A 26,288-nucleotide genomic window follows, 5' to 3' on the forward strand; every position below is an offset into this window, starting at 1 on the left:
ATTTTTGAAAATAAAAAAGGAGTATTCGGAAAATTCCGTCTAAATTACTACTTTTTATTTCTTCTTCTTGTCATTATCTGGTACCCCCATTATAGAACAAACGTTCCTGTAATACTATAGTATTTTTTTTATTTATGAAATCATTCTATTTTTCCATGTTAGATTTCAAAAAAAAGAAGCGACTCCGAATCGAGTCAGCCTCCCTTAAATGAACTTAAGCTGCACCGCAGCATTTTTTGTATTTTTTCCCGCTGCCACATAGACATGGCTCATTTCTTCCGATGACTGGTTCTGTATGAACATGTGGCATTTTAGCCGCTTTTGCACTCTCCATGATAATTTGTGAGCCTTTTTCCTTCATTTGCTGATAGCGCTTCTTAAACAGTTCCATTACGTCTTTACTGTACTTTAACGTGTCTTCAGCAATATCCATCGCCTTTTGCTTGGAAATATTATAATCCTCTAGGACGAATTGATTATCTCGGAATGAAACCCGAACTCCAAAATGCTGTCCGGCCTGACTGGTGGTCTTGCGCTCCTCCACGAATTCAAGGTACACTTCCTGGCAATCACAGGTCTGATGCATGCAATAATAATCATATATCCAATACGTTTTATCTTCATACTTACTCTTTAAAGCAATTCCATCCTCAACGCCAAAAACATCCAAATATTTAATCGCTTTTCCATCTAGAATCTCAAATGGATCAATCGTTCTCATCTATAGACACATCCTAATTCATCAAAATTTATTCACCCTATGTATTGTACAACCTAAAACCTCAATCGTCACTTGAAACGAAGCATAAGAAAGCCAAAATCCTATATGGTAAAAACCTATTAAAGAAATCTTATCGAACAAAAAAACAGCTGCCGCAGTGTGTTTATACTGATGCAACTGCTCCTATATTTACTTCCCATTAATTTTTCATTCGATCCAAGTAGTCAATTCATCAATCGGTGTTTTTTTAGCCGGTTTTGGCTCCATATCGGGATAACCCAAGTAAATGAATGCTAGTATTTCTCCTTTTGAGGATAAGTTGAAAAATTCCCGAACCTTCGTATTATAGGTGATTTTGCCAGTTCTCCATACTGCCCCAAGACCTAGAGAATGTGCGGCAAGAAGCATATTCTGAACGGCACTGTTCACTGCTGCATATTCTTCGGATACTAAGACATTATTCTTATCACTAGGTTCAATACCTACTGCAATAATGACCGGAGCTCTTAGTGGATTCTTTTTTTGTCTTTCCATCTTACTTATTAAACTCTCCGGGGTATCATCTGCATTTTCAATTCTTGTTATCTCTTCAAAGACCTGCCCTAGTTTATTTCTTCCTTCTCCTGTTAGTACAAAAAAACGCCAAGGCTCTGTTCGATGATGATTAGGTGCATACGTTCCAGCTTCAATTATTTGTTCAATCAATTCTTTTGGTACCGGATCTTGTTTAACAACCCCAATACTTCTTCTCGTTTTTATAGCTTCAATAGTTTCCATGTAATCTCTCCTTATCCCTTTATCTCTAAAAGTTTCTGCTTTAGTTCATTCTCCATCGCAGCCAGTTCCTGTTCAGCATGTCGACGTTTATGCCTGCCTTCTTCTTGAATTCGCATTGTTTCTTCAAGCGTGGAAATTAAATTAGCTTGGGTGTTCTTTAATGTTTCAATGTCGACAAGCCCTCGCTCATTTTCCTTAGCCGTTTCAATGGTATTTATTTTCAGCATTTCCGAGTTTTTTAATAGCAAATCATTTGTCGTTTTGGAAACCTGCTTTTGTGCCTCCACAGCATGACGCTGCCTGATCAAGGTCAATGCAATTGCAACCTGATTTTTCCAAAGTGGAATGGCCGTCATGATTGAAGATTGGATTTTCTCGACAAGCGCCTGATTTGTGTTTTGTATCAGCCTAATTTGCGGGGCGCTTTGAATGGTGATTTCACGACTCAATTTCAAATCATACAGCCTTTTATCTAATCTTTCAGCAAATTGGCGCATATCATTGACTTCTTGAAACTTCATTTGATCATTGCTTAATTCCGCAGATTTCTTTAGCTCTGGAATTGTTTTCTCATGAATTTCTTCAAGTTTAATTTCCCCCGCTGCAATGTAGACATTTAACGCTTGAAAATATTCCTTATTCGTTTCATAAAGCTTTTCAAGGATTACGATATCCGATAGCAGGATATTCTTGCTCCGATCGAGTTTTACACTGATTCGATCAATTTGAGCCCCTGTTTTTTGATACTTAGAAAGTACTTCCTGTACAGATCCCGTCAACTTCCCGAACATACGCGCAAAAAACGAGGGCTTATCCGGTTTAAGCTCATCCGGGCTCAGATCATTTAACTTCTTCATTAAATCACTGATAATGTCGCCCACTTCACCTACATCCTTTTTTTGTACATGCTCAAGCATCGAATTCGAAAAGGTTAAGAGTTTTGATTGAGCGGGTGTACCATAGGAAATCATTGCCTGGTGATTTGTTGGGTCAATTTGTTCAGCAAGCTGGTAGGCCTTTGCCCGGTTTTCTTCCGGAATGACATCAATCAGTTTGACCGGCTTTGCTTCCTGGGGAGAAAGCTTCTCCAACTGCTGCACCTCGTCAAATGGATTGGCTAAAAGATCATCAATTAAATTGGCGTTAGTCGTATTATTTAACAGGTTTGGATCATTATTATTCATTTTAACCTCCTGCTTTCATCGATTACTTGTGACTCTTTTCTAGTTTTAATGGTTTGCTTCGCAACGTCCAATTCAAAGTTGAGGTTATCTATATCATCGGCAATCACTTTATATAAATCCTTTTCTATAGTTTTAGTAAGATCCTTTAAAGTTTTACGTGTTTCTGTTAAAGATAGTTCGAGCTCCTTAGTCTTTCTGGGCTGCTGAGATAAAAAAACATATTTCTCTGCCAACTCCGTGGCTGAATCCAGATGGGAATAATAAAATTGTTCCGCCTGGTAAAAGCGCTTTGGTTCTTTTTTGGTAAGACTATATATTTTCCTGATCATCTTTATCATATCCTTCCTCTGTTTAAAAGAAGAGATATGCCTGACCGAAATTAGTGCCTTTTGCACTCGCCATATTTTCGGTTTTGCTTCACTTAAATTTTTCTTTATATATTGATATTCTTTTCTTGTCAATTCATGTTTTTTGAGGAATCGTGAGGAAAAGTAGACGGAACTTAGCCAGTATGCGAGGCCCCCTCCAACTAAGGAAAAGACAACAGAAAGAACAAACGATTGATTCAATGCAAAATAGCTAATCAGCCAAACCGGCAAAACCATTGGAAATGCAATTAATATTGGAACAACATCGGCAAGAAAGCGATTCATTTTCACTACACTCCTGACTTACACTCTTTTCTATATATACGATTATCACAGTAATTGGTTTCAAGATGGAAGAAAATTTTCTCCTACTTAAACGATATAGGAACAGGATGGTTTCTGCAAATTTAGCGATGAATTTATATTTTCATTGGAAAATGCCCCCTCTTCATTATACTCTTTTTAGGCTATCGCCTTGCCACTTTACTAGAACTCACATAAGTTATAGGGTATCTATCCCGTTTGCAAAGGAGAGCTAACTATGAATTCACACGGTTTTTATCCTTTTCCACAACAAAATGGAAATCATCAGTACATTCAGGCTAATTTCAACCCATACTTCCAACAACCCGAACGATATGAATATGTACCACAGCAAGATTGGAATTTTCAGCAGATTCAAGACGATCCATATAACCATTTGCCCGAGGAGTTTGATTTTGAAAGACAACCGCCGCAAACTCAACAAATTGAAAGAAGAGTTCGGGAGCTTGAGCGTCAAAATGAGCAACAAACGAGAGAAATCAATCGACTGAACCAAGAGATTACGCGGGTGAATCGAGAAGTGAACCGTGTTAACCAGGAAATAACTAGGCTAAGCCAAAATGATCAGCGTCATACGAACAGATTGAACAGACTTAATCAAAGACTGCGGGCCGTGGAAAGGAACTTGAGCATCCCATTCTCCGCTACAGATGATGGCTTTTAGGAAAAAAACAGCAGGAGCTCATTATGGGCCTCTGCTGTTTTTTTACGTTTTCACTAGCTCTTTCATCAAAAGAACATGGAATTAATCAAACGATTGATTAAGAGGTATAAAGCTTAACAAAACGGTCATTTCGGGTTGCCTTAACTGATTTGCCAGTTCTCCAAACAATCATCCGTTTCGCTTAATAGTCTGTATACTACTTCTTCTAGGGATATGTTGTAATAGCCTTATTCCCCGAAGCTTTCGGCCGCTTCCTTGAGGGTGCCTGTGATTCATGACGCCATATTGCAGAACACCGATTCGGTCACAGAGTTTCATGATTTCGCTCATGTCATATGTAATGTACACCATTGTTCTTCCTTGCTGGGCCGTCTTTTTTCAACAATGATTAATTTCCAGTTTGGTTTTGCAGTAGCTCTTCTGCCTCTTTTTGATCAACCTCCAAACTTGGTCATAATCCCGTTCAAATGTGGACTATCTGTAAGCTGTTCGATGACCAACTTTGTTTCAACCGTAGGATCATCTTTACTATCGCTACTTTAAATGGCTGTACTCGGCTCTCTTCTTTCAAAAAGTAGTTTCCAATGACTGCTGCGCCCAATAAAAAGAAAATAGGAGTCAGCCATTCCTTCGGCTGCCTTCCTATTTTCTAATAGCACCTTCAAATAAAAGGAAGTAAAAACCAACGTGTTTCTCATGTAAAACACACCCTACCTAAAACTTATCATCCGAATGTTTGTCTTCAAATTGATAATAACCGTCATAACTAGCTTCATCGTTAATATCGAACTGATACCTATCTTCCGGAATGAGCCCATATTTGACACCAAGCTCCATTAAATTCGTTCCTACTTCTTCCTGAATTTTATACATCTCATTTTCAGAAATGTTCACTACGCTTAACCCTTCACCAGAATCAAGCTCCAAATCTGGCAAATCGGCTTTATCCTTTAGCTTCGTCTTAGAATCTAGCTTGACTGTAACCGTTCCTGAATCCAAATCACCCTCTAGACCAAGCTTTACTTCAAATTTCCTATTGGAATAGTCTTTCTTTAGGTTAAGATCGCTCGCTTGTTTAATTGTTCCTTTAAAGGCAGAAGGCATATCAGATAAATCACCACCGGCGAAGTTCAGGTTAAAATTCCTAATGATGTTCTGCTTACCACCGTTTTCTCCGTTAATATCACTCTTCATCGCAAACTTGATTTCCTCACTCTCCCCGTACTCTTCATACATAAAGGAAGCCTTAAGATTTTCAGCCCGCGTATCTTTATTAACAGCCACATCATTTGTAACTTGGAACATAACCTGGGAATCCTCATCTTTTTCAGGAGATAATGCAACGCTAAATTCTTCAAATATCTGATCATTCCCATAAGGAATATTTTTACTGTTCACTTTCATATTGACCTGATCTGAGTTTCCTCCTACCGCCATTGTTACTTTACGGTCGATAACTTGCTCACTCTTGTTAATTAGTAATGTAGAAGAAAACCCATTTGGAAAACTAATATCCTTCATTTCATTCTTTGCATCTTTTAACCCATTAATTAATTGTCGTTTCATTTCTTTTGTATCAAGTACCTCTACGTCATCTGCCATCGCATTAGCCTTCGCCACTTTTTGTGCTCGATTAACTATCATGCTATGAAGCTTATTATCTTCAATTAATTGATCCATAAAATCATTTACAAGGTTTTTAGTTTCCGAGGCAGATAACTTAAGAGTCACTTCCCTTAACTTCATCGTCTCGCCTTCATGCTTATATTCCACGCCTTTTTGTACCTTAAAGTTCTCACCCTCTAATCGGTCCAATAAGAATAACCCATACCGTTTTTGAATATATTTCTGTTCTTTCTCCGTTAATTTCAGGTCCTGCCATTTAAGATCCGATACTTCTAAGGTTTCAGGCCCCTCATATAAGGGATCAATCATACGCATGAACTCACCATATTCAACAAAATTCAAATAAAAGAATTTTTCATATAACTCCGGAACCTTCAAACCGAGTTTATCCTTACTTTGGAACATTTCAATTTCCAAAGCATTCTCCTTTTCGACATTCAAGGCTAATTTGTAGTGACCTTGTTTGCTTATAGGATCCTGTTCAGTATTGGCTGTAAAAGATATATGGCTCAATAATTCTTGAATCATTTCAAAGTCTGGATTATTTCCTAATGAATCCATTTCGACACTTCCACTAAGGGTCATATCTGAACTAGAAGGTTGCTTCATCATTTTCTCTTGGAATTCAATTGAATTGCCATACTTATTGGTCCATTCCTCTTTGTAATTCTGATACGTTTTGTATTCAGACAGAAGATACAGCTCTTTCGGGGATTTATGAATAATAGCTGCAACTGCACTGGTAATGATGATAAATGCTAATACTGCCGTAATAATTAACGTTTTTTTCTTGAATAGCTTTTTTGAGGGCTTTTCCTCGATTTGTTCTTGCCTCAATTCAGAAGTAGCCATTTCCTCTTCTGTTTTTTGGTCTTCACCTACAGAAGCGCCACATGATAGGCAAAGTTTAGAATCCTCACTCACCGTCTTACCACATGATTTACAATTTTTCATTTATTAGGACTCTCTCCCTTTTCCTACTCACTTAACACATAAACTCCTATAAATTTAGTACTTTTTCATCATAAATAATTCATTTCAATAATTACACATTTTAGGTAAATAACGACGGAAATAACGAGAACTATTATTACCCATATTATTAAATTATTGTTAATTAATATCCATATTCTAAATTTCTAAAAATAACTCTCAAATTCATGTTCGGAAATCTATGCCTTCTCACCTCATCTGTTCAAATATCATGAATAGCCGTTGAACAATAAATCACCTCCATCCTTTACTTGTTATTACATTAAATACTCCTCGAAACAGGTATCTAATAATATCAAGGAGCGAGTTTCCCTGCGCCCTCTGTATAAGTATGTAAATACCCCATGAAATTATCACTTAAGAATTTTTATTAAAGCCTCCCATGATCCTCATTTCTCACTCCGCTCAAAAAGAATGTTTAACCATTTATTTTTGGAAATATTACAAATTTAAACCAGAAACAAAAAAAGAACAGGAGCCATTCTTGCACTCCCGTTCTTTCTCGATCATCTCATAAAATGATTTAACTTTTCATTTCTTGCATCTTGTTCTTCCTTAGAAGCCAAATCGTACTTCTTTAAAAGATGAAACAATTCGTTCAGTGTTTCCTGCGAATTTTCGTTTTCTAGAAAGCGGCCCAATTTCTTACCTAAGTCCTTTGGTAAAAATCTCATTTGACTCTCTAATTTCAATCTGACATCTTGCTGGGAATGATTTAGATTGCATGTACCCATTTATAAATCACCTCTTACTCTATTCTAAGATAAATCTTACCTTTTTACCTCTTCTTCCTGCTTAAAGTAATTCTCTGACTTAATAAACTCTGGAGAGGTATGAGTGGCCATGATACCATGATAGCTGATATCCAGGCCTAGCTCTTCTTCTTCATCCGTAGACCGAATTGGTACCCAAATATTGATGACTTTAAAAACCATCCATGTTAATACAAATCCCCAAATACACAATACCATTAATCCCAACGCTTGAACCCTAAGTAAATGCCATCCTCCACCTGTAAATAGACCACCTTCTGTAGCAAAAAGACCTACAGCTATTGTTCCCCACATACCAGAAGCCGCATGGACAGGAAAGGCCCCCACTGGATCGTCAATCTTACGGGCTTCTAACCAGTTAGTCGCTGCTATCATAAGCATTCCGGAAACTGCCCCAATTAGGATCGCAGCAATATCACTAACGAAAGCGCAGCCAGCAGTAATGCCAACAAGTCCTGCTAGTGAACCATTGATGACGGACGGAGCATCTGATCGTCCATAGCGAAATAACGTATAAAGCATAGTACCTGCACCACCTGATGCAGCTGAGAGCATCGTGACAATGGCAATATGTCCGATACGACCATCTGTAGCCTGCAGAGTACTTCCTGCATTAAACCCAAACCAGCCGAACCATAAGAGGAACGCTCCAACCGATGCCAACGGGAGATTACTAGGCAGGGAAATAGAACTAGGTCCCTCTGACGGAAATTTTCCCACTCTCGGACCAATCACCATGGCTGCTGCCAGTGCAGAAAAACCACCTAGTGCATGAATGACCGCTGAGCCTGCAAAATCCCGCATCCCTAACTCACTTAGCCAGCCGCCGCCCCATACCCAGTGACCGGCAATCGGATAGATAAACGCCGTCATCATGACCACATAGATAAGGTACGCGCGAAAATTAATCCTTTCCGCAACGGCTCCGGAAACGATGGAGATTACCGCAATTACAAACGCCCCTTGAAATAGCCAAAATGCATCTATTGAAATGGTCAAATCGATGTGCGACAAATCACCTTTCAGCATAAAACCACTCGTCCCGATACTCCCTATTAAATCCGTCCCATACATTAACCCAAAACCTAATACGAAATAACAAAGCGTACCAATCGTAATATCAGCAAAAACCTTCATAATGATGTTCACATTATTCTTAGTACGAACAAACCCTGCCTCTAATAAGGCAAAGCCGCCCTCCATTAATAGAATCATGGCTGCTGTCAGAACAACCCAGATTGTATCCAATCCAGCATTTAACGTTTCTAATGTCATATTGGTAGTTCCTCCACTTTCCGCCAAGCCTTTATATCTTCTATGATGGTAGGTGGCAATATTATTTCGCGTTTTTCCGGGTCTGCTTCCAGTAAGCCCATCGCCTCATTTATAATAGCGACCTTTTGTTTTATACTCTCAATTTTGATATATCTTTCTTTAACATTCACCAAATGCTCTACAGCCTGATGATGGCTCGGAGCCCGTCCCGTAAAAAACCGTTTAAATGGGGATAGCGATTGATACCACGCTTCCTCTGCTCTTCGTTTTTGCTCGTATTTATGTATCCTAGTTTTCATTGATTCAATCTCCGACTCTTGTTTGCTCTTGATTCCTTGCAGAACTTTCATTACTTCTTCCAACGAAATTTGAAAAACCACTCTATTATACAAATCGTCTAAAACCACCATCATGTTATATCACCTCACGTTATCACGTTAGCTTTAATATGATTATATGTATAATTCTGAATTGAGTCAACTTTTTAAAAATTTTAAAACACTATGGCAGTTTTTAAATTAGAGTGAATAATTGAATCGTACAATGCACTTATTTGTTTAAATAGCTGACTCCCTTACATACAAAAAAAGCTAGCTATCTCCCCATATTTATTACTATTCCAGCTATTAATCAATCGTTTGATTAAATATAGATAAGCGCAATTCCCCTTAAATAACCGAACTCAGTCCCTTTACTTTTTTACACATAAAAACTGCTCAGTTCCCCCGGCACACCCTCAGTTTAAATATACCAACCATCACTTGACGAAACAGAGTGGCAGTTAACTTTCATGAAAACAAACTGTTTCCATCAGACGCTAAAGCCACATCCGCCGTATACTGATAACTGGTTCTTCAGTAATCCGGGTTACTTGTTCAAAAGAAGTATCAGCCAATCGGCGTTTGCTACCTTTTTATACTGAAGAAGCAAAACTAAACCCCCTCAATAAAATACTTTGAATCGGAAACAAATTATTTTATAAACCTTATCAAGTTTCATCCTCAAGGCCATGCGATTTTTAAGCAAACAAGGGATTGAAATCACTATTTTTCACAATCTAGAGAATTTTGGTAGGTATATAAAAATTGATGTTTCCTTATTCTAAAAAGGCAGTTAAAAACCAAGGAGGTAACACCCATGACAGTAATCAGTGATGTTAAAACGACTTTAGCAGGACTAAAAAGTGCTCAAGCAAGCTTCGAGACCTTCGCCCTTTCAACGGACAACGAGCAAGCCAAACAACTTTATCAACAAGCTGCTCAACAAACACAATCGATTGTTGACAGCGTTTCTCCTCGTATTGATCAGATTGAGCAAGAAGAACCACAATATAAGCAATAAGTAATCATATAAAAAGGTTGGTTGAGGCAACCAACCTTTTTTATATCTTTAATTTGAGGAGGCAATTCCTTGAAATACAAAATGAAGACATTAAAAACATTCCTTTTTTTAATAACTGTTATCGGGTTTGTCTCAGGATGTTCCGGAAATTCGAATCAAATAGATAATAATAAAAACTTGAATATTTCGAAGGTACATACTAGCAGTCCAATAAAGCAATCCGTGGCCAATCAAGCTAAAGATAGGCTATTAGCAGAGGAAGAGGTTTCGGATGTAAAAGCCGTAAATAGCGATAAGGAATTGTTAGTGGCAGTCAAAGTAGATAATTTTGATCGTTTCCGTTTAAAGAGCGTTAAAAAACAAGCACAATCAGACTTAGAAAACATGTTCCCAGATTATAAAATTCTTATCTCAACTGACCAAAAGATGTTTTTAGAACTTGACCAGTTGGAACAAAAGCTCGAAAAAGATAAGACTAAGATGGACTCACTGAAAAAAGACTTCAAAGAAATCAAAAGTTTAATGAAGGAACAGACGTAGATGGAAGAGGTGATACAAGCATGTCAAATAATAAAAAGAAAAAATTAACCCCTGTCCAACAAGAATATCAACAACTTCAAACCCAACTGGAAACAAAAAGACCAGTACTACTAAATTGCATTAAAGCTTTTATAACAGGTGGAATCATTTGCCTTATCGGGCAGTTTATTCAAAATATTTATATTCATTACTTTGATTTCACAGATCAAACGGCTGGGAACCCCACTGCAGGAACGCTAATTTTCATTGCTATGCTTCTTACTGGATTTGGAGTGTATGACCGAATCGCTCAATTTGGGGGAGCTGGATCTGCAGTACCGCTTACAGGATTCGGGAATGCTGTCATATCAGCCGCTATTGAACATCGAACAGAAGGATTTGTTTTAGGAGTTGGTGGTAATATGTTTAAATTGGCAGGCTCCGTCATCTTATTCGGCGTTTTTTCCGCTTTTATTGTTGCTCTGATTAAAACAATTCTTATTCAATGGGGTGGTTTATAATGCTGACGGGTCATCGTACATGGGTTTTCGATCAAAAACCTGTCATACTCTCCACAGGAACTGTCGGGGGACCATTTGAAGCTGAAGGATTACTTGCAGATGATTTTGATTTACTTCATTCCGATTTATGGATAAATCAAGATTCCTATGAAAAGGCTCACAAAGTCCTCATAGAAGAAGCAAGTACAAAAGCAATCGAAAAGGCTGGCCTTCAAAAAGATCAGATTCAGTTTTTCCTTGGCGGCGACCTCATTAATCAAATAACACCTACAAGTTTTGCCTGTCGAACTTTGGGTACACCCTATCTTGGCTTGTTTGGAGCGTGTTCTACCTCTATGGAAGGACTTGCTCTCGGCGCTTACCTTGTTAACACCAAAGGAGCGGATTATCTGTTAACAGGTGCTTCTAGTCATAACACCGCTGTTGAAAAGCAGTTCCGTTACCCAACTGAATACGGCGGTCAAAAGCCTCCCACTGCCCAATGGACCGTTACGGGTGCAGGAGTTGCCTTATTAAGTAGTTCCGGAAAAGGCCCTCGAGTTACTTCAGCCACAATCGGCCGGGTCATTGACATGGGATTGACCGATCCATTTAATATGGGAGGAGCCATGGCTCCAGCAGCTGTCGATACAATTGAGACCCATCTAAGAGAACGAAACATCGACCCTTCCTATTATGATTTGATTGTAACTGGAGATTTAGGAAAGATTGGGCAAAAAGCTTCATTAGAATTATTTAAAAAACATGGAACCCCTATACGTGAAGAACAGTATAAGGATTGCGGATTAATGATTTATAGAGAGGGGCAACCAGTTTTATCCGGAGCCAGTGGACCAGGATGTTCAGCAACGGTTGTATATGGGCATTTATTAAACCGCATGAAAAAGGGAGATTTCAAACGTATGTTAGTCGTAGCTACCGGCGCATTATTATCTCCTCTATCCTTTCAGCAAAGCGAGACGATTCCATGTATCGCCCATGCCGTTTCGATTGAATATGGTGGTGAATAGCAATGATGATTTATTTTTGGGCTTTTGTTGTAGGAGGCTTTATTTGTGTAATCGGGCAAATAATGTTTGATGTATTCAAGCTAACACCCGCCCATACATTAAGTACCTTTGTTGTCGTAGGTGCTCTTTTAGATGGGTTTGGTTTATACGAACCATTTATTGATTTTGCAGGTGCAGGCGCAACGATCCCCATTACAAGTTTCGGGAATTCGCTTGTGCATGGGGCAATGGCCGAGGCAGAAAAGCATGGCTTAATTGGTGTAATTTCAGGAATGTTTGAAGTAACTAGTGCCGGGATATCAGCAGCAATTATTTTCGGAATGATAGGAGCTATTATTTTTAAACCAAAAGGATAAGGAGAATATAGGATGACTATTGCATCTGAAGTGAAACAATGTGTCGCCAGCCTTAAGGGTGTAGAAGCTGGTTTATCTAGCCTTGCACTCCGAACTCAAGATGATGAATCGAAACGTATCCTGCATGAAACGATGATGGTAGTGAATGAAGTGATGAAGGATGTACACAAGCGAGTTGGAGAATTAGAACGAGAGGAACCACAATATAAGGGTTTTTGATTAAACCTATGATTTGCAGGAGGTGCTAAGTAATGCCTGAATGGTTACAAATCGTTTTACGGTCACTATTTTTTTTAATTGTCCTTTTTTTAATCACAAAATGGTTAGGTAAAAAACAGATATCTCAGCTTTCCTTTTTTGAATATGTAACTGGCATAACCATCGGGAACGTTGGGGCAGAGTTAGCCACAAAGGTTGAAGGAAGTATTATAAATGGGGTGCTTTCTATTCTCGTTTTTGCACTCGCACCTTTTATAGCAGGATTAATTTCTTTGAAAAGCAAAACTATTCGTGATCTTGTGGAAGGAAAAGCCTCAGTGTTTATTAAAGATGGAAAAGTCATGGAAGACAATTTAAAAAAGGAAAAGTATACAACTGATGAATTGTTAGGGTTACTTCGAAAGAAGGATGTCTTTGATGTAGCTGATGTTGAGTTTGGTTTGTTAGAAGCAAACGGTGACTTTTCTGTTATGTTAAAAAAGCAAAATCAACCTTTAACAGCAAAAGATTTGAATCTGGCAGTTGCTTCAGTCAAGGAGGCTCAGACTGTCATTATGGATGGAGAAATCCTTGATGAACCACTTTCCACGATTGGCCTAAACCGAAATTGGTTGAAAACCGAATTGGATAAGCTAGGCGTAACCATCGAGAATGTCTTTCTTGGACAAGCAAATTCCAATGGTGAATTAAACGTGGATCTTTTTGATGATAAAATTAAAGTGCCATCTCCACAAGAAAAGCCTTTGATGCTCGCAACTTTGAAAAAATGCCAAGCAGACTTAGAGTTATTTGCCCTTGGAACTGAATCAAAGGAAGCTAAAGAAATGTATAGCAAAAATAGTGAAAAATTGCAAAAGGCAATTGACCATGTAGCCTTCATCTTAAAAAACTAATTTATTTTATACTTTTGGGTTGATAAGAAAATTTAATCCCTCACTTTCATAAGTGATGTAATCAGTCCAATAATGACAATCGTCAGACATGAAAAAAGAAAAATTCTCATACCTAAGATAAAGACGGCAGCTGTAATAATGAGTGTATCAATGACAATAATAACTATAGCAATATCTATGGAGGAAGATTTGGAAATGAATTTTGCTAACAAATCTGTTCCTCCGCTGCTTGTCTCATATCGAAGCATAAGCCCTATGCCCAGCCCAATGATAGCTCCGCCAATTAACGAACTACTGAGAATGGAAATAGAAAATGCCTTTTTTAATGGACTCAACCAATCCATAAAAAGAGAAGTCAAAAGTAATCCATGGATGCTGCTATAGAAAAGGTGACGTTCATAGTACCAAGCATATATAAATAAAGGAATACTAAGAACTAACATGGATAACCCCGTTTGAAAGCCCAAAAAATAATGAATAATAAGAGCAATTCCAATAACACCGCCATCTATTAAATGATATGGAACTAAAAAACCATTAATTCCAATACCTATCAAAAAGCTACCAACGATTACAGCCATCACTTTTTGGAATTTAATAAAATCACCTTACCTCCCATTCGATATTCGATATTCGATATTCGATATTCGATATTCGATATTCGATATTCGATATTCCATAATATATGTCCAAGTTAGAACGTCAAGAATATACATGTAAAAAATTTTTTCCTCAGCACCCTTACTACAATTTTTGACACCACATTGAAAAAGCAGAGCCCTTAATGGGTCCTGCTTCATCATCTCTATCTAACAAAGACACTTATTATATAAATCAATATAAAATAAGCCCAGTCCAATGACTGGGCACTTACACCATTATTTCAATTCTAACAACACTACATTTTCAACATGTGTAGTCATCGGGAACATGTCGACAGGTTGGATATCAACTGCTTTATATCCGCCTTCTTCTAAAATATGAAGGTCCCGTGCCAAGGTTCCTGGGTTACAAGATACATAAACGACCTTTTTAGGTTTCATCTCAATGATTGTGTTTAGAAGAGATTCTTCACAACCTTTACGAGGTGGATCAACAACGATGACGTCTGCCATGTTACCCTTTTGATACCATTCAGCAATGACGTTTCCTGCATCACCAACGATGAATTCTGCATTTGTGATTTCATTTAATTCAGCGTTGCGGCGTGCATCTTCAATCGCTTCTGATACAACTTCCACACCAATAACCTTTTTCGCTTTTTGTGCTAAGAATAATGAAATGGTACCAATGCCACAATAAGCATCAATCACCGTTTCCTCGCCCGTTAGACCAGCATAATTAAGTGCTTTATCATAAAGAACCTTCGTTTGATCTGGATTAATTTGATAAAAGGATTTTGCGGAAATCGCAAATTTCACGTCACCGATCAAATCATAGATCACTTCGTTACCCCATAGCAAAGTCATGTTGTCGCCCAAGATAACATTTGTTTTCTTCGAATTTACGTTTTGGACGATTGATTTCACCTGTGGAAGACGTTCAACGATTTCCTTCACGATTGTTTCGATGAAAGGGATACTTTTCGTTCTTGTAACGAGTACTATCATCAATTCGCCTGTTTGCTTGCCATAACGAGCCATAATGTGACGCAATACACCTTTATGGGTTTTTTCATTGTAAGCAGGGATACCAAGTTTACTGATGATTTCTTTTACAACTTGAACAGCTTCACTAATCACTTCATTTTGGATAATGCTTTCTTTCGTTTCTACAATTTCATGTGTCCGTGGTTTAAAGAATCCCGCTATTAGCTTGCCGTCCTTTTCACCAACAGGCACTTGGGCTTTGTTACGATAATGAGTTGGGTTTTCCATACCAATTATCGGGTGTACCTTCACATCCTCAAGTTTTCCAATGCGAGTCATCACTTCACGGACTTGTTTTTCTTTGAATTCCAACTGTCCTTCATAGCTCATATGCTGTAGCTGACAGCCACCGTATTTATGAAAGTCTTCAGTTGTAATCTCAACTCGATACGGACTATTTTCTATAATCTCCATCAAACGTCCGAAGCCATAACCTTTATTTGTCTTCATTACTTTAACTTTTGCCTTTTCACCAGGAAGGGCGTTCTGAACAAAGATCGGATAGCCATCAACTTTAGCTACTCCAGCTCCTTCGTGCGTTAAATCTTCGAATAAAACCTCTATAATATCATTTTTAGCAACGGGTGCTGTTTTTTTCATATCATCTTCTCTTTTCTTTTATAAGCTAGCCTGTATTTTACCACATTCAGAGCCTTGCCACAAAACGACTCACCAATTTACATTGGTTTTCATAAAATAATAGTAGAAGGAATTACGTTTTTTCATAGTTCCATGTATAAAAGCGAGGTAAAAAAAGAAAAATAAGGAAAAATAGATGAGGTGAAGAAATGGGTTTGTTTAACTCTATATCTGCCTGGAATGCAAACAGGCTAGAAAAACATCGAGTAAGCATGGAGGAAAAGGGCCTCTGTCCGGATTGTTATGGGCGAGGATACAGCTCTTTCGTACCAACGGAATATCATTTTTCCGATATACACGACTGTCCCGGCTGCAACGGAACCGGAGTTTATGCTGATTGGGCTGCGATGAACGGACAGCAAATGTAGATCCCATTCCACTAAGAAAAGTTCAATGAATGGTGGAAGAAGTGATATATCAAAACACACGTAAAAAGGACCCCCTGTTAAACAAGGGGTTCTTCTAATTTTTTTACCATATATCCAAATTCATAGCCACTTATCATAATGGTTTTTATTTTCTTATATCCTAACCTGTTATAGAGACGATTTGCCCCTTCATTCACATCTTCAACGACTAAAGAAACCCTTGGGTAGCCTTTTTCCTTAGCATACTCCTCAACATATTGAATCAGTGCACTTCCAATTCCTTTCCCTTGAAAATTCGGGTCAACACATAATGTATCCAGATAAAAGTCATCACTCTCTGCTTCCTTGTCGAGTGTAATACTCGAATCTTTCATTTTCCGCCGTAATCTTTCAACTATTGGTTCATCTAACCCTTTAGCATCTTTTCCATGATAGGCAATGATCAGTCCAGATACTTCCCCATTATGTTCACTAACGAAGGTATTTTCATAGCTGATTCGATTTCCACTTTTTCTAAAAAAGTCGGCAAGAACGGCGAGTATTGTTTCTTCTTCTGTTTCGCCAGTTAACTCCTCGGCAATTTCCTTTATCGCAAGTCGTGTTAATACTGCTGCCTTTTCTGCGTCTTCTGGTGTCGCTCTTCTGATGTACACGTTACCCATTCTCCTTGCTAGATTAAAATTAAAAGGCCACCCACTTTAGTGACCTTCTTTTCATTATTTATTTGTTGGATCGTCCGGCAATATTCCTTCCGGGATGAATACATCAAAATGACGGTACTGGTTTACGAATTCAGCTGGGGCCATGCCACCAAATTCCCCGTCCAAATTAAGCATCATGTCTTTTTTGGCAGTTACTTTGATCCGATTTGCTTTTTCATAAATGACATTTTTATCATGTATATGTTCACCGCGCATTGCCAAAGTTACGACTCGGACAATATCAGCAAGATTTGCCTTTTTCAAAATAAGTAACGTGAACATGCCGTCATTAAGGGATGCGTCTGGTGCGAGTTTTTCGAAGCCACCGACCGAATTTGTATTGGCGACTAAAAATAGCATAATCTCGCCTTCGAAAAGCCTTCCATCATATTCGATTGAAACTTCTGTCGGCTTGATAGAAGGTAGCATTTCAATCCCTTTAATGTAGTAAGCTAGCTGCCCAAGCATTGTTTTCAGCTTGATTGGCACGTCGTAGGTCAATTCAGTCAATCGACCCCCACCAGCAATATTGATGAAATATTTATCATTCATTTTTCCAATATCGATTGGCATCGTATGCCCACTGGCAATAATATCAGCTGCCCCTTCGATTGACTTCGGTAAATGCAGTGCCCGCGCGAAATCATTCGTCGTTCCTGTCGGAATAATTCCTAGTTTTGGGCGCTTTTCTGCAGTGGCCAGTCCATTAACAACCTCATAAATCGTTCCGTCGCCTCCTGCTGCAATGACAATATCATAGCCGCGTTCAATGGCAATTTTAGCTGCATTCGTTGCATCACCAGCACCGGTCGTCGCATGTGTAGAAGCCTCATATCCAGCTGCTTCAAGCTTTGCAAGCACCCCTGGTAAACTCTTCTTAATGGCTTCCCGGCCTGATGTCGGGTTGTAAATCAACCTTGCTCTTTTCATTTCCCATCATCCTTATACAAATTGATTCCATAAATTACATATTAATCGTTCACTACATGAAAAGCAATATTCGAAAAAAAAGAGGACCGCATTTCGGCCCATTTCTTTATATGCTTTTTCTAGAAATCTTATCAGGGAAATTATAAAGCTTTTTACAATTTTATTCTAGTAAATGGTTTAAAATTATGGGTAATGAACATTCACTTTATATGTATCGAAGACAGTTAAGATATGATTCCCTTTTCCAGACTTTAGTGTACCATTCTTTTTTTCAGTTTTTTCAGTGCCTTCTTCATTCGTGTCTTCTTCTTTTATCTCGGTCGTTTTCCAGCTATTTTCAGGCCCCTCGAGCTCCTCGACACCTTTTGCTTCAATCTTGATATCACTATTTTCTTGAAGGTATACGCTAAGGTAGCCGCTATCTTTTACACTCCAATTACTTAAAAGCTGTCTTGGCTTTAAGACAAGATCCGTGCTTTGTCCATTAATCTCTAATGATAATTCAGCAGGGATAATAAGAGTAGCCTTGAGATTCGTCCTGCCTCCGCCTAAAAGGCTATTTTGAACCGGTAAATCCTTGAAGCTGATATAAAGTGTATCACCGTTTCTCTCAACCATTAAATAATCTTCCGTCTTTTTCAACAGGGATTCAGCATCTACTGTTACAAGCTCATCATATGTCCCGAATATAGAAACTTCTTCATCGGTCCCACTTTCAACCGTCAATGGGTATGATCCAGAATCTAGAACGACCCTCTGAATGTCTTTTCCAGCCTTTTCATTGAACCCAGGTAAATTCACTGTTTTTTCTTCGCTTTGCACGGCTGCCCTGACTTGATCCATTATTCCACTTGATGTCAGCAGAATTAAAACAATTCCCGTCGTTCCAAGCAATCCTACGAAAAGAATACTAAGAATATCATATTTTACAAAGGAACTTTCTTTTCTGGAAAAATAGATATAGAAGAGAATTTCCACTCCCAAAATAATGAAAAGCAACGGCCACCAAGAAAGAAGAATCGTCGTCATATTCATATTTGCGATTTGAGAAATCAGTAAAATCATACCTAAACCAACCAGAGAGACTCCCATTGAAATTGTTCCGACTCTCCATGTTCTCATTTTGTCTCCTCCTTGTCTCTCGCTTTTTTACTTCCAGCTAACAATTTTATTCCTCCACCTATAAGAAGGATACACACGAGTACTTTTTGAAAATAATCTCTAAACCAATATTCTAAGTTGCTTCCAACCCATTCATCTAAATGAGGTGCAATTGCCGGAACGATAATGTTACTTGCCAAGAAATAAATTCCTAGCCCCACCAAACCAAGGCCTACCCATTTTTGCTGATTGACAATTCCCGAAATTATGGGCGTATCTTCAACAGGACCCTCTTCCATTTTAGCCGCTTTTTGTAATCCATCAAAAAAGCTGTAAAACCAGATGATCGGAATAAGGAAAAAGAAGAATCCTAAACGGAGTAAATCCAATATATAAATGGCGAATAAAAAGCCGGCCATTAATTGGATTCCGCGTTTTTGCAGCCCTAAATATAAATGACCTGCCCCAGGGAAAATGGCGAATAAAGTCGCGACCGATTTACTCTTCTTCCCAGATTCCCGTCTCTCCTCGAAATCTTCCAACACGGTCCGATCAATAAGCTCCTCACCCCTTTGCTTTTTATTCAGCTGTTGAACAGAATCAAAAAAACTGTAAATCCAGATAACTGGCAATAAAGCCATGAATATTAGCAGACCTTCCATTTGTGTCATCACACTGATGAATATCACCATAATGCCAAGGCCTAAAAAGCCAATTAGAAAAATAAGTCCCCGATTCATGAGGCCGAGCTGAAAATGTCCGAGACCAGGCACGAATGAAAGGACAATTACATAGAATCTTTCTGCTTCCGGCTGATCCACTATTCCCCCTGCATCCGTTTCGCTTTTAGGATTTCTTAGAGAGGTAACTACCAAGTCAAATATACTGATGAAATAAAACACCATTCCTATAATGGAAAAGGCAAGAAACGCTTCCAATTGACTAATCAATGTAAGAAAAAAGCCTCCCAGCCCTAATCCAAGCGTGGCTAGAAAATAAAATAAACCTTTATATCTCCTACCTAGGTAAAAATGACCAAAACCCGGAAGAAATGATAACAAAAAAGCTAATATCGGACTTTTATTCATTTCTAAACCCCTCCTTATTTTTCTTTTCAATAGAGTCCATCCAATTAAATGTTTTATCAATAAGACCATCGGTTAAGGTCTGAGTTTCCTTTACAGTACTGGATTCTACAGAATCAACGTATTCAGTCAGGGATTGAAAAACTCCGGCTGCCATTAATAGAATCGTAAAACCAGCGGCAATCAGGTAATGTCTTGTAATCGTCCGAAGAGATTTTTCTTTTCTGATTTGCTTAACCTCTTCATTAGATACTTCATTTAGTTGAGCAATCGAGCTCATAACAGAATCTGCTATATCAAGTTCTTCAACGAGCAGACTAGATTCAGCTCTTTCCATCGCCTCCATATAGACTGTTAAACACTCGTCACAGGAGTATAAATGATTTTCATATTCTATTTTTAGATTATCAGGCATTTCATCCGCCAAATAAGCAATCCACCCTGCTTCAGAAACATGGTTCATGAAAAATCCTCCTCTTTCCAATGTTTTCTCATCCAATTCCTTGCCCGATATAGCTTTACCTCAACAGATTTGACTTGAATCTGCTGTTCCTCTGCAATTTGCTGGAATGTTTTTTCTTGTATGTAATAGCCATACACAACGTCCCGATACCCCTCCGGAAGGTCATTCAGCTTCCGTAATACTTGCTTTCGTTTTTCATTTCGAAAAAACACTGCCTCAACATCATCAGATAGGCCTAAATGAGCTTCCGAAGGCTGTACTTCATGTGATTCTTCCTTTTGCCTTTCTCGTTTTCTCTTCAAATCTATTGCATGATTGACGGCAATACGCGTAATCCATGTTTTAAAACCTTGATTTTTATATTGAGGAAGAGAAGTATAGATTTTGATAAAGACTTCCTGGGTGACATCTTCTGCATCCTTTTGATTGCGTAAAACGGAATAGACGGTTCTAAAAATCGTCTCCTTATACGTTTCTATCAATATCCGGAAAGCATGATCATTTCCACCTCTCACCTTCTCCACTAACTCATCTGTCACTTCTCTCCCCCCTTTCATTTAAGCATTCATGTAATAGACGACACAAAAAGGAGTTACCCCTACAGATAACTCCAAAAAAAATATAAAATTAATTTCTCACTTATAAGTTCCAGTATTTCCTCGTAAAACTCTTTTGATAACCATATGAAAACCGCATCACTTAGAAAGTGATACGGTCAATTATTAACGTTTATTGATTTCTTCAACCAAAATTTTATTAACAAGTTGTGGATTAGCTTGGCCTTTTGTCGCTTTCATAATTTGTCCGACAAGGAAGCCGATTGCTTTTTGTTTACCAGCTTTAAAATCTTCAATTGATTGCGGGTTATTATTCAAAGCTTCTTCAACCGCTGATCGTAATGCACCTTCGTCAGAAATTTGGACAAGTCCTTTTTCCTTAACGATCGTTTCTGCGTTACCACCGTTTTCGATCAACTCTTTGAATACCTTTTTCGCGATTTTAGAAGAAATTGTACCATCTTCAATCAGTTTGATCATTCCTGCCAATGATTCAGCAGTCAACGCCATATCATGCAGTTCTTTCCCTTCTGCGTTTAAGAAAGCAGAAACCTCACCCATGATCCAGTTCGATGCAAGTTTCGCATCCGCACCTGAAGCAACTGTTGCTTCAAAGAAATCAGCCATTTCTTTTGTTACCGTTAAAACAGCAGCATCATACTCTGGTAAACCAAATTCTTCAACGTAACGTTTTTTTCGTGCATCTGGAAGTTCTGGAATCTCCGCAGTAATGCGTGCTTTCCATTCTTCGTCGATATGGATAGTCAATAAATCTGGTTCCGGGAAATAGCGGTAATCATCAGAGCCTTCTTTAATACGCATTAGAACTGTTCTACCTGTAGCTTCATCGAAACGACGTGTTTCCTGTTCGATTACGCCGCCTTCATTCAATACTTCTGCTTGTCGGATTTCTTCATGCTCCAACCCTTTACGAACGAAGTTGAATGAGTTCAAGTTTTTCAATTCAGTTTTCGTACCGAATTCTTTTTGCCCAACTGGTTTCAAGGAAATGTTAGCATCACAGCGAAGTGAGCCTTCTTCCATTTTACAATCGGAAACACCTGTGTATTGAATAATGGATTTCAATTTTTCCAGATAAGCATACGCTTCTTCAGGAGACGTGATATCCGGCTCGGATACGATCTCAACAAGCGGAGTACCTTGGCGGTTGTAATCACAAAGTGAATAGTTCCCTTTATGTGTCAGCTTACCAGCATCTTCTTCCATATGAATACGTGTAATGCCGATTTTCTTTTTCTTGCCACCGACTTCGATTTCAATCCAGCCATGTTCACCGATTGGCTGATCGAATTGAGAAATTTGGTAAGCTTTCGGATTGTCTGGATAAAAATAGTTTTTCCGGTCAAATTTCGTGATTTCTGCCACTTCACAATTTAGCGCGATAGCAGCTTTCATTGCAAAATCAACAGCCTTTTTATTGACGACAGGCAATACACCTGGATAGCCAAGATCGATTACAGTCGTATTGCTATTTGGAGAGGCACCGAATTGGTTCGGGCTCGATGAGAAAATTTTTGAATCTGTTTTTAATTCTACGTGTACTTCTAGACCAATTACCGTTTCAAAGTCCATTTTTTTCACCCCTTACAGCTTAGGAAATTGTTTATGAAAATCTGTTGCTTGCTCAAATGCGTGAGCAGCGCGGTAAATCGTGCTTTCATCAAAATGCTTCCCGATCATTTGCAGACCAAGCGGTAGACCATTAGCAGCGAAACCACAAGGTACGGAAATACCTGGTACGCCAGCAAGGTTGACAGGAATCGTTAAAATATCATTCGCATACATCGTTAATGGATCGGCAACTTTTTCACCGATTTTGAAAGCTGGTGTAGGTGTTGTCGGTCCAACGATTACATCATATTTTTCAAATACATCTTCAAAGTCTTTTTTGATCAATGTACGCACTTTTTGAGCCTTTTTATAATAAGCATCATAATAACCAGAGCTTAAGGAGAAAGTTCCAAGCATGATACGGCGTTTTACTTCGTCACCGAATCCTTCCGATCGAGTTTGCTTGTACATTTCAATTAAGGTTTCTGCATTATCTGTACGGTGACCGAAGCGAACGCCATCAAAACGGGAAAGGTTTGCCGATGCTTCTGATGAAGAAAGCAGATAGTAAGCAGCTAGAGCATATTTGGAATGCGGCAGGGAAACTTCTTCCCATACAGCTCCAAGTCCTTCTAATACTTTTAAAGCTTCAAGTACAGAATTACGTGCTTCTTCCCCAACACCTTCACCAAGGTATTCTTTAGGAACTGCAATTTTCAACCCTTTAACATCGCCTGTTAATGAATTCACAAAATTCGGTACGTCTAAGTTAGCAGATGTGGAATCCATTGGATCGACGCCTGAAATCGCTTCAAGAAGGTATGCATTATCTTCAACCGTTCTTGTCACCGGACCGATTTGATCTAATGAAGAAGCAAAGGCTACAAGTCCGAAACGGGAAACCCGTCCATATGTAGGCTTTAAGCCGACAACTCCGCAGTATGCAGCTGGTTGGCGAATCGATCCACCTGTGTCAGAACCTAATGAGAATAAGACTTCACCAGAAGCGACAGATGCAGCTGAACCACCTGAAGAGCCACCTGGTACATAATCCGTATTCCATGGATTGCGTGTTGCCTGATATGCTGAGTTCTCATTTGAAGAACCCATCGCAAATTCATCCATGTTCAATTTTCCAATTGTCACCGTTTCTGCCTGCTGTAACTTTTGAACAACGGTTGCATCATAGATTGGATCAAAGTTCTCCAAAATTTTGCTCGCACAAGTTGTCCGTAAATTTTTAGTAACAATATTATCCTTCACACCGATTGGCATGCCAAATAGGGCGCCTTGGCTCTCGCCTTTTACTAATTGGTCATCCAATTGTTTTGCTTGGTTGCGGGCGTTTTCTTCATCTAATGTCAAAAATGCCTTCACCTTGTCTTCTACTTGTCCGATTCGCTTATACGATTCGTTAACAAGATCAGTAACGCTGATCTCTTTATTATGTAAACGTTGATGAAGCTCGGAAACTTTTTGTTCGAACAACGACATCATTGTCCCTCCTTATTCCATAATGGCTGGTACACGGATATATCCTTCTTTGCTATCCGGTGCATTCTTAACTACTTCTTCTACTGGTAATCCTGGTTTTGCAACATCTTCGCGCATTACATTTTTCATATCCAAAACGTGAGAAGTCGGGTTTACCTGATCCGTATCAAGTTCATTCAACTGCTCCGCAAATGAAATCATTTGTTCAAGCTGATTCTGAAACTGTTCTGCTTCTTCTTCCGTAATTGCCAAACGAGCCAAATGGGCAACGTGTTTTACTTGTTCCATAGAAATTCGTGACATTCTCTTCACCTCCGAAAAAATATCCAAATCGACTAAAATAGTCGCTTTTCTCCATAAAATCATCGTTTAAATCATATCAAACTATTGCACAGTAAAGCAACAAGAGATACCATGTCGAAATTCAAATATTTCTTAAAGAAAAAGAAGTATTTTCCGGGAAATATGAGAAAGTTGCCGAAATTTCCGGGGAAATTCCAAGAAGGCGGTCAAATTAGTCAAATGTTCTCGATTCTTGCAAAAATCCCTTCCTAAATAGGAAGGGATTACATTTCCATTAATATGCTTCTGAAGTCGTTTTTCCTTGCATATGAAGGATAAGATAATCGGGTCCTCCTGCTTTTGAGTCTGTACCTGACATATTAAAGCCTCCGAACGGCTGATAGCCTACAATCGCGCCCGTACATCCACGGTTGAAGTATAGATTTCCCACATGAAAATCATCACGTGCTTTTTCCATATGTTCACGATTATTTGTAATTACTGCTCCCGTCAGACCATAATCCGTATTATTTGCAATCTCAATCGCTTCATCAAAGTCTTTTGCTTTCGAAAAAGCAACAACTGGGCCGAAAACCTCTTCTTGCATGAGCCGGGCATACGGATCAAGATCGGCAATGATCGTTGGTTCAATGAAATAACCGGTTGTATCATCACCCTTTCCACCAGCGGCTAAACGACCTTCTTGTTTCCCAATTTCAATGTATTCCATGATTTTTTTATAAGCTTGACCATCGATGACCGGCCCCATGAAGTTTGCACCATCTTCTGGATCACCAACGGACAATTCCTTTGCCAGTTCTAAAGCACGCTCTAGCACCTGATCATATACTTCAGCAACAATGACCGCCCGGGAACAGGCAGAACACTTTTGCCCGGAAAAACCGAATGCCGAATTCACGATCGATTGAGCAGCCAATTCAAGGTCCGCTTCCTTATCAACTACAATCGTATCTTTACCACCCATTTCCGCAATCACCCGCTTCAGCCAAATTTGACCTTCATTCACTTTTGCGGCACGTTCATAAATTCTCGTACCTACTTCACGAGATCCTGTAAATGAAACAAAACGGGTGCGGGGATGATCGATAAGATAATCGCCTACTTCTGAACCGCTCCCCGGGACAAAGTTCAATACCCCATTAGGCAGACCTGCTTCCTCCATCACCTCCACAAATTTAGCCGCGATAACCGGAGTAGTCGATGCCGGTTTTAACAGAACCGTATTTCCCGTTACGATGGCCGCAACAGTCGTTCCTGCCATAATAGCAAAAGGAAAATTCCACGGGGAAATAATAATTCCCACTCCAAGTGGAATATAATCATAGCGATTATTTTCATTCGGTCTGCTCTGTACAGGAATTCCGTCTTTTAATTTGAGCATCTGCCTTGCATAAAACTCTAAGAAATCGATAGCCTCAGCCGTATCACCATCTGCCTCATTCCACGGCTTGCCAGCTTCTTTCGTCAGCAAGGCCGAAAATTCATGTTTCCTCCGTCGGACAATAGCTGCCGCTTTGAACAGTATATCTGCCCTTACTTCAGGCTTTACCTTACGCCATGTCTGAAAGGCCGCATCCGCTGCCTGAACTGCCTTCTCAGCCAACTCACGATTGGCTTTCGATACATAGCCTATCACTTCTTCTTTTTTAGCTGGATTAATAGAAATAATTTTATTTTCTGTAGAGATTTTTTCTCCACCAATGACTAAATCATAATTCTGACCTAAGTATGTTTTCACCCTGCCTAACCCCTGTTGATACGCCTCGCTATTTGCCACTTGAGAAAAATCCGTAAACGGTTCATGTTTATACAATTGCACCAAAACAATCCCTCCCTGTTTTAAATAACTTTTCAACACTATC

At 38.9% G+C, this 26,288-nt stretch carries 30 protein-coding genes; 9 read left to right on the forward strand and 21 right to left on the reverse strand.

Annotated features, from left to right (window positions below; genetic code table 11):
- Positions 1–214 precede the first annotated feature (214 nt).
- The 4 genes from JFU24_RS14250 to JFU24_RS14265 form a co-directional block, all read right to left on the reverse strand.
- Entirely contained in the window at positions 215–721 is a 507-nt protein-coding gene (locus tag JFU24_RS14250; RefSeq protein WP_201183203.1) for an SEC-C metal-binding domain-containing protein, read from the reverse strand.
- Positions 722–928: 207 nt separating this feature from the next.
- Positions 929–1,498 (reverse strand): nitroreductase family protein, encoded by a 570-nt coding sequence (locus JFU24_RS14255; protein ID WP_057218282.1) that lies wholly within the window; start codon positions 1,496–1,498, stop codon positions 929–931.
- 11 nt (positions 1,499–1,509) lie between these two features.
- Positions 1,510–2,682 (reverse strand): toxic anion resistance protein, encoded by a 1,173-nt coding sequence (locus tag JFU24_RS14260; RefSeq protein ID WP_201183205.1) that lies wholly within the window; start codon positions 2,680–2,682, stop codon positions 1,510–1,512.
- Positions 2,679–3,335 carry a 5-bromo-4-chloroindolyl phosphate hydrolysis family protein gene (locus JFU24_RS14265; protein ID WP_201222335.1) on the reverse strand — a complete coding sequence of 219 codons (657 nt, stop codon included), beginning with the start codon at positions 3,333–3,335 and terminating at the stop codon, positions 2,679–2,681. Before JFU24_RS14265 ends, JFU24_RS14260 begins: the two co-directional genes overlap by 4 nt.
- 256 nt (positions 3,336–3,591) lie before the next feature.
- On the opposite strand from JFU24_RS14265, the gene JFU24_RS14270 reads away from it, so the two are divergent.
- Entirely contained in the window at positions 3,592–4,038 is a 447-nt protein-coding gene (locus JFU24_RS14270; protein ID WP_207196240.1) for a hypothetical protein, read from the forward strand.
- Positions 4,039–4,577: 539 nt separating this feature from the next.
- Here JFU24_RS14270 and JFU24_RS14275 read toward each other — a convergent pair.
- The 5 genes from JFU24_RS14275 to JFU24_RS14295 all read right to left on the reverse strand — a co-directional run bounded on the left by JFU24_RS14275 (position 4,578) and on the right by JFU24_RS14295 (position 9,118).
- Positions 4,578–4,736, reverse strand: a complete 159-nt coding sequence (locus tag JFU24_RS14275; RefSeq protein WP_201183209.1) for a hypothetical protein — start codon at positions 4,734–4,736, stop codon at positions 4,578–4,580.
- A 16-nt stretch (positions 4,737–4,752) separates the two neighbouring features.
- Positions 4,753–6,618 (reverse strand): DUF6583 family protein, encoded by a 1,866-nt coding sequence (locus JFU24_RS14280; protein ID WP_201250137.1) that lies wholly within the window; start codon positions 6,616–6,618, stop codon positions 4,753–4,755.
- A gap of 545 nt (positions 6,619–7,163) precedes the next feature.
- The gene (locus JFU24_RS14285) at positions 7,164–7,391 is read right to left on the reverse strand and encodes a group-specific protein (protein WP_201183213.1); all 228 of its coding nucleotides are present in this window, start codon (positions 7,389–7,391) and stop codon (positions 7,164–7,166) included.
- 36 nt (positions 7,392–7,427) lie between these two features.
- Positions 7,428–8,705 carry an ammonium transporter gene (locus JFU24_RS14290; protein ID WP_201183215.1) on the reverse strand — a complete coding sequence of 426 codons (1,278 nt, stop codon included), beginning with the start codon at positions 8,703–8,705 and terminating at the stop codon, positions 7,428–7,430.
- Complete coding sequence (locus tag JFU24_RS14295) at positions 8,702–9,118, reverse strand: hypothetical protein (RefSeq protein WP_201250138.1); 417 nt, start codon at positions 9,116–9,118, stop codon at positions 8,702–8,704. The genes JFU24_RS14290 and JFU24_RS14295 overlap by 4 nt, the downstream gene beginning before the upstream one ends.
- A gap of 724 nt (positions 9,119–9,842) precedes the next feature.
- On the opposite strand from JFU24_RS14295, the gene JFU24_RS14300 reads away from it, so the two are divergent.
- The 7 genes from JFU24_RS14300 (at position 9,843) to JFU24_RS14330 (ending at position 13,564) form a co-directional block, all read left to right on the forward strand.
- Positions 9,843–10,046, forward strand: coding sequence for a DUF1657 domain-containing protein (locus JFU24_RS14300; protein WP_053344237.1), 204 nt, complete (start codon positions 9,843–9,845; stop codon positions 10,044–10,046).
- 69 nt (positions 10,047–10,115) lie between these two features.
- Positions 10,116–10,586 (forward strand): YhcN/YlaJ family sporulation lipoprotein, encoded by a 471-nt coding sequence (locus JFU24_RS14305; RefSeq protein ID WP_201183218.1) that lies wholly within the window; start codon positions 10,116–10,118, stop codon positions 10,584–10,586.
- Positions 10,587–10,606: 20 nt separating this feature from the next.
- Positions 10,607–11,086, forward strand: coding sequence for a stage V sporulation protein AC (gene spoVAC / locus JFU24_RS14310; protein WP_201183220.1), 480 nt, complete (start codon positions 10,607–10,609; stop codon positions 11,084–11,086).
- A complete protein-coding gene (gene spoVAD, locus JFU24_RS14315; RefSeq protein ID WP_053344234.1) occupies positions 11,086–12,096 on the forward strand; it encodes a stage V sporulation protein AD in 1,011 nt (336 codons plus the stop codon). The genes spoVAC and spoVAD overlap by 1 nt, the downstream gene beginning before the upstream one ends.
- A 5-nt stretch (positions 12,097–12,101) precedes the next feature.
- Positions 12,102–12,452: a stage V sporulation protein AE gene (spoVAE, locus tag JFU24_RS14320; protein ID WP_053347930.1), complete on the forward strand. Its 351-nt coding sequence runs from the start codon at positions 12,102–12,104 to the stop codon at positions 12,450–12,452.
- A gap of 12 nt (positions 12,453–12,464) precedes the next feature.
- Positions 12,465–12,671, forward strand: a complete 207-nt coding sequence (locus JFU24_RS14325) for a DUF1657 domain-containing protein (protein WP_053344233.1) — start codon at positions 12,465–12,467, stop codon at positions 12,669–12,671.
- Between the two features lie 32 nt (positions 12,672–12,703).
- A complete protein-coding gene (locus JFU24_RS14330) occupies positions 12,704–13,564 on the forward strand; it encodes a DUF421 domain-containing protein (RefSeq protein WP_201183222.1) in 861 nt (286 codons plus the stop codon).
- Positions 13,565–13,596: 32 nt separating this feature from the next.
- Here JFU24_RS14330 and JFU24_RS14335 read toward each other — a convergent pair whose 3' ends face one another.
- Positions 13,597–14,145, reverse strand: coding sequence for a YitT family protein (locus JFU24_RS14335; protein ID WP_201183224.1), 549 nt, complete (start codon positions 14,143–14,145; stop codon positions 13,597–13,599).
- Positions 14,146–14,442: 297 nt separating this feature from the next.
- Complete coding sequence (gene rlmD / locus JFU24_RS14340; protein ID WP_201222339.1) at positions 14,443–15,813, reverse strand: 23S rRNA (uracil(1939)-C(5))-methyltransferase RlmD; 1,371 nt, start codon at positions 15,811–15,813, stop codon at positions 14,443–14,445.
- Positions 15,814–16,001: 188 nt separating this feature from the next.
- On the opposite strand from rlmD, the gene JFU24_RS14345 reads away from it, so the two are divergent.
- On the forward strand, positions 16,002–16,220 hold the full coding sequence (locus JFU24_RS14345) for a hypothetical protein (RefSeq protein ID WP_053344229.1): 219 nt from the start codon (positions 16,002–16,004) through the stop codon (positions 16,218–16,220).
- A 77-nt stretch (positions 16,221–16,297) separates the two neighbouring features.
- On the opposite strand, the gene JFU24_RS14350 is transcribed toward JFU24_RS14345, so the two are convergent.
- The 10 genes from JFU24_RS14350 to pruA form a co-directional block, all read right to left on the reverse strand.
- Positions 16,298–16,873 (reverse strand): GNAT family N-acetyltransferase, encoded by a 576-nt coding sequence (locus tag JFU24_RS14350; protein ID WP_057218296.1) that lies wholly within the window; start codon positions 16,871–16,873, stop codon positions 16,298–16,300.
- Positions 16,874–16,936: 63 nt separating this feature from the next.
- Positions 16,937–17,851: a diacylglycerol kinase gene (locus JFU24_RS14355; protein ID WP_201183229.1), complete on the reverse strand. Its 915-nt coding sequence runs from the start codon at positions 17,849–17,851 to the stop codon at positions 16,937–16,939.
- A 183-nt stretch (positions 17,852–18,034) separates the two neighbouring features.
- A complete protein-coding gene (locus JFU24_RS14360) occupies positions 18,035–18,973 on the reverse strand; it encodes a hypothetical protein (RefSeq protein WP_201183230.1) in 939 nt (312 codons plus the stop codon).
- A complete protein-coding gene (locus JFU24_RS14365) occupies positions 18,970–20,040 on the reverse strand; it encodes a hypothetical protein (protein ID WP_201222341.1) in 1,071 nt (356 codons plus the stop codon). The genes JFU24_RS14360 and JFU24_RS14365 overlap by 4 nt, the downstream gene beginning before the upstream one ends.
- Positions 20,033–20,500, reverse strand: coding sequence for a hypothetical protein (locus JFU24_RS14370; protein WP_201183232.1), 468 nt, complete (start codon positions 20,498–20,500; stop codon positions 20,033–20,035). Before JFU24_RS14370 ends, JFU24_RS14365 begins: the two co-directional genes overlap by 8 nt.
- Positions 20,497–21,039, reverse strand: a complete 543-nt coding sequence (locus JFU24_RS14375) for a sigma-70 family RNA polymerase sigma factor (protein WP_309558432.1) — start codon at positions 21,037–21,039, stop codon at positions 20,497–20,499. The genes JFU24_RS14370 and JFU24_RS14375 overlap by 4 nt, the downstream gene beginning before the upstream one ends.
- 183 nt (positions 21,040–21,222) lie before the next feature.
- Positions 21,223–22,650 carry an Asp-tRNA(Asn)/Glu-tRNA(Gln) amidotransferase subunit GatB gene (gatB, locus tag JFU24_RS14380; RefSeq protein WP_201183234.1) on the reverse strand — a complete coding sequence of 476 codons (1,428 nt, stop codon included), beginning with the start codon at positions 22,648–22,650 and terminating at the stop codon, positions 21,223–21,225.
- Positions 22,651–22,662: 12 nt separating this feature from the next.
- Positions 22,663–24,123, reverse strand: coding sequence for an Asp-tRNA(Asn)/Glu-tRNA(Gln) amidotransferase subunit GatA (gene gatA / locus JFU24_RS14385; RefSeq protein WP_057218305.1), 1,461 nt, complete (start codon positions 24,121–24,123; stop codon positions 22,663–22,665).
- 12 nt (positions 24,124–24,135) lie between these two features.
- Positions 24,136–24,426, reverse strand: a complete 291-nt coding sequence (gene gatC, locus JFU24_RS14390; protein ID WP_053344220.1) for an Asp-tRNA(Asn)/Glu-tRNA(Gln) amidotransferase subunit GatC — start codon at positions 24,424–24,426, stop codon at positions 24,136–24,138.
- Between the two features lie 274 nt (positions 24,427–24,700).
- A complete protein-coding gene (gene pruA, locus JFU24_RS14395; protein ID WP_201222343.1) occupies positions 24,701–26,248 on the reverse strand; it encodes an L-glutamate gamma-semialdehyde dehydrogenase in 1,548 nt (515 codons plus the stop codon).
- Between the last annotated feature and the right edge of the window lie 40 nt (positions 26,249–26,288).

The organism is Peribacillus sp. TH27, assembly GCF_016650915.1.
Lineage (GTDB): Bacteria > Bacillota > Bacilli > Bacillales > DSM-1321 > Peribacillus > Peribacillus butanolivorans.